Origin of the sequence: uncultured Parasphingopyxis sp. (genome assembly GCF_937129435.1) — a bacterium.
GTDB lineage: Bacteria > Pseudomonadota > Alphaproteobacteria > Sphingomonadales > Sphingomonadaceae > Parasphingopyxis.
This window is the reverse complement of the sequence record NZ_CAKZNF010000042.1, coordinates 1-4,782: the sequence shown is the minus strand read 5'-3', so window position 1 is coordinate 4,782 and position 4,782 is coordinate 1. Positions and strand designations below refer to the sequence as shown.

Here is a 4,782-nt window from a genome sequence, read left to right as displayed (position 1 = left end):
TGTCGCCGAGGGTGTTGAGCTGCAGCGTCACGCCATCCGCCACGCCGAGTTCGTGCAGCAGCTGGTCCGCCATCACGAGCAGTTCGACATCGGCAGCAGGTTCAGCGGCGCCGATAATCTCGGCATCGAGCTGGTGGAACTGGCGGAAGCGACCCTTTTGCGGACGTTCGTAGCGGAAGAGCGGCCCATGCGTCGCCAGCTTCATCGGCGCGTGCTGCTGCCATCCATTGGTGAGATAGGCGCGCGCGATGCCGGCGGTGAATTCGGGACGCAGCGTCAGCGAATCGCCGCCGCGATCCTCGAAGGTATACATCTCCTTCGACACGACATCGGTCGTCTCGCCGAGCGAGCGGGCGAATACCGACGTCGCCTCGAACACCGGCACCTCGACCCGGCCGAAGCCGTAGAGCCGCCGCACGCGATCGAACGTGTCGACGACATGCGCGAACTTCTCCGCCTGTTCGCCCATCATGTCCTGCGTGCCGCGGATCGCCTGCGGTGTGTTCTTGCCCATGGGCGGGGCGTCTAGGCGGTTTGGCGAAAGAGTGGAAGGGTTTGGCTCCCTCCCTTGAAAGGGAGGGGGATTTTGTGGCCATCGCTCGCCGGTGCGCTTACAAGATCCACCCCATGGACATCACCAAAATCAGCACGGGCGACAATCCGCCCGAAGAGATCAACGTCATCATCGAAGTGCCCGTCGGCGGCGAGCCGGTGAAATACGAGTTCGACAAGGAGAGCGGCGCGCTGTTCGTCGACCGAATCCTCCACACGCCGATGCGCTATCCGACCAATTACGGCTTTATCCCGCATACGCTGTCGCCCGATGGCGACGCGCTCGATGCGATGGTCGTTGCGCGCTCGCCCTTCGTCCCCGGTTGCGTGGTCCGCGCCCGGCCGATCGCCGTGCTGATGATCGAGGACGAGGCCGGCGGCGACGAGAAGATCCTCGCCGTGCCGGTCGATACGACCTTCCCCTATTACAATCGCGTCGGCGAACGATCCGACCTGCCGCATATCGTGATGGAGCAGATCGAGCATTTCTTCACCCACTATAAGGACCTGGAAAAGGAAAAATGGGTGCGGATCGGCAAATGGGGCGACAAGGACGAGGCCTTCCGCATCGTCCGCGAGAGCATCGAGCGGGCGATGCAATCGAAATGAGCCGGACGGCGGCCTGGTGGGCGACATGCCTCGGCGCCGGGATCGCCACGCTGATCGTCGCGATCGGTTTCGGGTTCATCCCGGATATCGGCGGCTGCGGGCCTGTCGGCGATGCCGGCGCAATCATCGCCTTCGAGATCGTTCGCACACCCGCCGATGTCGCAGTGCTTTTCGGCGCTGAACCGTGCCGCACGCCGTTCGTCGAAGCGATGCGGCTGTCGCTGTGGATCGACGCGTTGGTCTTCATACCGGCCTATACGCTGTTCCTCTGCGCGGGGTTGATGGCGCTGCGTCAGCATGGACCGAAGCTCGCTTTGGGCGGGGTGATCTGCGCGCTGCTCGCGGCGGCTTTCGACGAGCTGGAGGGCGTCCAGCTCTTCACCATCCTCGCCAACCTGCCCGGCGAACAGGCGACGATCGACTGGCTGATCCCCTATGTGCGCGGCAAGTTCGCGCTGCTGGCGCTAGTATCGCTGTTCATAGGCTGGCTCATGGCGCGGCGCGGCGGCTGGATGCGCTGGGCGGGACTGCTCGTCACGGTCGGCGGTGCAGTGACGATGTTCGGTCTTTCGGACGACAGCCGCGCCGGGCTGCTGGGCCTTGGCGGCGCGCTTTCATGGATTCCGCTGCTTATAGCGGCGGAGATCATCGTCTGGCGCGGGCGACGCGCGGCGCTCGATAGTGGCGCCACCGGACCCTAGCCACCCGACTGGCGTTTCCGCTTCTTCGTTTTTTCTTGGGCGCCCTTGCACCCGCTTCGATCCCGAGGCGCGCCCATTGCCGCATCGCATCGGGATCGTCATGCACATCGAGCGGCGCGCGGCGATAGTTCATCGAACCGGTCTTGCCCTTCATCTCGAAGGTGAAGCGCTCGCGCCCCGCCTCGTCCCAAATGGCGTCGGTTTCCGGGTCCGCCTTGAACCAAAGGTCGTCACCGGCGACGATCGCGAAGATCGTGCCGTCGCAATAGAGCGTCGCGCCGCCCATCATGTTCCGCATCGTGACCGGCCCCAGCGGCTCGAGGCATTCGCGGACCCATTCGATCATGCCTTCATCGACGCTCATCCCTGCCTCCTATAGCGGCGCGCCCTCGATCAGCTCGGCCTTTTTCGGCCGCCGCCACGCGACGAGCAGGCATCCCGACACGATCAGGATCGTTCCGGCAAGGGTGGCGAAAGTCAAAGACTCGGCGAAGAAATACCAGCCGAACAGCGCCGCCCAGAGAAAGGCGCTATATTCGAGGCTGACGAGATGCTGCGCCTCGGCCCGCGCATAGCCCCAGCTAATGAGGAGCAGCGCAGCAATGGCGAACAGCGTCGACAGCGCGATCTCCGGCCACAGATCGGCGGGCGGCGGCGCGGCCAGGAAAGGCGCGAAACACGCGAAGATCGCAAAGACGATGATGTTCTGGAAAAAGAGGATGGCCACAGGTCCGGCGACGAGCGCCTGCTGGCGCTGCAGAATCAGGTTCCACGCGTAGAGCACGGCCGAGAACAGGATCGCCGCGACGCCGAACATCGCATCGCGATCGAAACGGCCATCCCCCATCTTGCCGGCGAGGATCACGGCCACGCCCGCAAGCCCCAGCATCGACGCGATGATCGCGACCTTGCCGATCCGTTCGCCGAGCAGCACGGCGGCCAGATAGAGCGCGATCAGCGGCGCGATGAAGGAGAGTGCGATCCCCTCGGCCAGCGGCGTGCGCGCCAGGCCCCAGAAAAAGGCGAAGGCCATGATCGCGGTCACAACGCCGCGGATCAGGAAGAGGCGGCGCACCTGTTTCGCCGGCCAGGGCGTTCGGCGCGGCAGATAGAGCAGGCTCGCGATGATCACGCCGCCCGCATAGCGCCAGAAAAGAGCATTATAGGCGCCGAGCGCGATCGACAGCCCCTTCATCACCGCGTCCATCGCCGAATAGGCGGCGAGGCCCGCGAGCACCATCGCCACCGGAATCACGATCGTCGTCGCGGTATCGCCCTGCTCGCCGTTCATGGCCGGTTGCTATAGGGTCGGGCATCAGGGTGCGCGACGGGAAAATGGGAGACGGCATGATGAGAGTCGCAATGATCGCGGCACTGGCCATGGGAGGCGCGTTCGCCGCCAACGCCTATGCGCAGCCGGACGGCACGGCAGAGGCCGCGGCGCCGGTCGCGCAGACCATCGTGCATGACCGGGCGGCGCTTGCCCGGCTGCGCGGCAATAGCGGGATCACGCTGCAATGGATCAGCTTCGAAGACCCGCCCAACACGGTCCGGCGCGGTCATGTCACCGTCACCGATCGGGGCGACACCATCCATATCAACGGCGTCCATCGCTCGCGCGACGGCGGGGCCTATGTCGAGGTCGACGGCGATATCGCCGAGATCGGCACCGACTATTTCATCCTCGACGGGACGATCACCATCCACGACACGCCCGATGCCGGCCGCCACTGCGTCAAGACCGGCCCCTCGCGCTTTGGCGTGACGCAGAACCGGCGCTACTGGCGGCTGCGAGAGTTCGAATGGTGCGATGGCCTGACCGACTATATCGACATCTACTTCTAGCTCGCGGTCAAACCTCCAGCCGCGTCGCTGAACAGGCCTTGGTCAGGCCGAGACCGCGTTTCATGGCCGGATAGGCGCGCACCATCGCGGCGCTCATCGCCAGTTCCAGCCTGACGGTGCGGCCGAATTTGTCCTCAAGGGCGTCGCCAAGCGATTCGGCATCGGCGGACTGGGTCGCAATTGCTTCACCGAAACGGAAGGCCAGCTGTTCGTCGGGCTCAAGCGCCGCCCCGCCCGCCAACGCGCGGTTGATCGTCTCGCGCGGCACCTTGTCGACCAGTGCCCAGCGCGCCTCGGTCATTGCGCAGGGTCCACAATCTTCAGCCATCGTCGCGCCGAAGCGGGCGGCATGGAACAACGAAACCGGCGCCGCGTACCGGTGCATCGAGGCCGGCATGAAATGGGTGAACTTTTCGAACGCCCCGCCCGGCGCGGCGGCGATCTCGCGCAGATATTGCGCCTCGCTCGGCTCGACCTTGGACGTCGCGGCCTTGAGAAAGATCGATTTGGGCACGCCGAACGGCACGATCCGCTGCCGCGCCATCAGGATACCGACTGCCAAGAAGACCAGTAACGGCGGACCGAGCACACCGGACACGTCCTGCCAGAAGCGGCCGGGCGAGCAGATGCCGACGATCAATTCATAGATGTGCAGAGCACCATGCGCGGCCAGCCACAGGGCGCCTGCCAAAGCCGCCATCCAACGCATGTTGAGGCTCGTCACGGCATAGGCGAGGATAACCCCGCAGCTCAGATAGGCGATGCCGATATCGGCGATGAAATGCGTGTTGGCCGGGCCGGTCGCGGGGACAGTGAGAACGTAATAATACCAGTCGAGCGGCGCCAGCAGCATAAACCCGCCGTTCGCCAATGCAAAGGCCATCGCCACCGCAACGAGCAACTGCGCCACGCGGTCGAATGCATCATAGGGTCCCGACATCGTCGCACTCCTTATTCGGATACTGCGTGTCTGATTTAAAATCGCTTGTGATGGCAATTTCGGGCACAGTCAATATATTCGGACAAGAAATGTCGTTTGATACCGGGAGCCGTTTCGCATGCAGATTGCCAAGGG

Annotated in this window: 7 protein-coding genes; 3 read left to right on the top strand and 4 right to left on the bottom strand. The window is 64.3% G+C overall.

Going from position 1 to position 4,782, the window contains the following annotated elements; translation table 11 throughout:
* Positions 1 to 514, bottom strand: a 514-nt coding sequence (locus Q0139_RS08190) for an ATP phosphoribosyltransferase regulatory subunit (RefSeq protein ID WP_298019960.1), incomplete at its 3' end; no start/stop codon positions are given.
* A gap of 113 nt (positions 515 to 627) precedes the next feature.
* Here Q0139_RS08190 and ppa point away from each other — a divergent pair.
* Together ppa and Q0139_RS08180 are read left to right on the top strand one after the other, a co-directional pair.
* Positions 628 to 1,161 (top strand): inorganic diphosphatase, encoded by a 534-nt coding sequence (gene ppa, locus Q0139_RS08185; protein ID WP_298019957.1) that lies wholly within the window; start codon positions 628 to 630, stop codon positions 1,159 to 1,161.
* Positions 1,158 to 1,862 carry a hypothetical protein gene (locus tag Q0139_RS08180; protein WP_298019954.1) on the top strand — a complete coding sequence of 235 codons (705 nt, stop codon included), beginning with the start codon at positions 1,158 to 1,160 and terminating at the stop codon, positions 1,860 to 1,862. Before ppa ends, Q0139_RS08180 begins: the two co-directional genes overlap by 4 nt.
* On the opposite strand, the gene Q0139_RS08175 is transcribed toward Q0139_RS08180, so the two are convergent.
* Together Q0139_RS08175 and Q0139_RS08170 are read right to left on the bottom strand one after the other, a co-directional pair.
* On the bottom strand, positions 1,807 to 2,226 hold the full coding sequence (locus tag Q0139_RS08175; protein ID WP_298019953.1) for a TfoX/Sxy family protein: 420 nt from the start codon (positions 2,224 to 2,226) through the stop codon (positions 1,807 to 1,809). The two genes, Q0139_RS08180 and Q0139_RS08175, sit on opposite strands and share 56 nt — an antisense overlap.
* Positions 2,227 to 2,235: 9 nt before the next feature.
* Entirely contained in the window at positions 2,236 to 3,153 is a 918-nt protein-coding gene (locus tag Q0139_RS08170) for a DMT family transporter (RefSeq protein WP_298019951.1), read from the bottom strand.
* Between the two features lie 56 nt (positions 3,154 to 3,209).
* On the opposite strand from Q0139_RS08170, the gene Q0139_RS08165 reads away from it, so the two are divergent.
* Positions 3,210 to 3,707: a hypothetical protein gene (locus tag Q0139_RS08165; RefSeq protein WP_298019949.1), complete on the top strand. Its 498-nt coding sequence runs from the start codon at positions 3,210 to 3,212 to the stop codon at positions 3,705 to 3,707.
* Between the two features lie 7 nt (positions 3,708 to 3,714).
* Here the strand turns inward: Q0139_RS08165 and Q0139_RS08160 are convergent, their stop codons facing one another.
* Complete coding sequence (locus tag Q0139_RS08160) at positions 3,715 to 4,647, bottom strand: hypothetical protein (RefSeq protein WP_298019947.1); 933 nt, start codon at positions 4,645 to 4,647, stop codon at positions 3,715 to 3,717.
* Between the last annotated feature and the right edge of the window lie 135 nt (positions 4,648 to 4,782).

What these genes read in the sequence shown, in the direction of transcription:
- Q0139_RS08160 (WP_298019947.1), bottom strand. Translation starts at nt 4,647, where the DNA reads ATGTCGGGACCCTATGATGCATTCGACCGCGTGGCGCAGTTGCTCGTT.
- Q0139_RS08180 (WP_298019954.1), top strand. Translation starts at nt 1,158, where the DNA reads ATGAGCCGGACGGCGGCCTGGTGGGCGACATGCCTCGGCGCCGGGATC.
- ppa (WP_298019957.1), top strand. Translation starts at nt 628, where the DNA reads ATGGACATCACCAAAATCAGCACGGGCGACAATCCGCCCGAAGAGATC.
- Q0139_RS08175 (WP_298019953.1), bottom strand. Translation starts at nt 2,226, where the DNA reads ATGAGCGTCGATGAAGGCATGATCGAATGGGTCCGCGAATGCCTCGAG.
- Q0139_RS08170 (WP_298019951.1), bottom strand. Translation starts at nt 3,153, where the DNA reads ATGAACGGCGAGCAGGGCGATACCGCGACGACGATCGTGATTCCGGTG.
- Q0139_RS08165 (WP_298019949.1), top strand. Translation starts at nt 3,210, where the DNA reads ATGATGAGAGTCGCAATGATCGCGGCACTGGCCATGGGAGGCGCGTTC.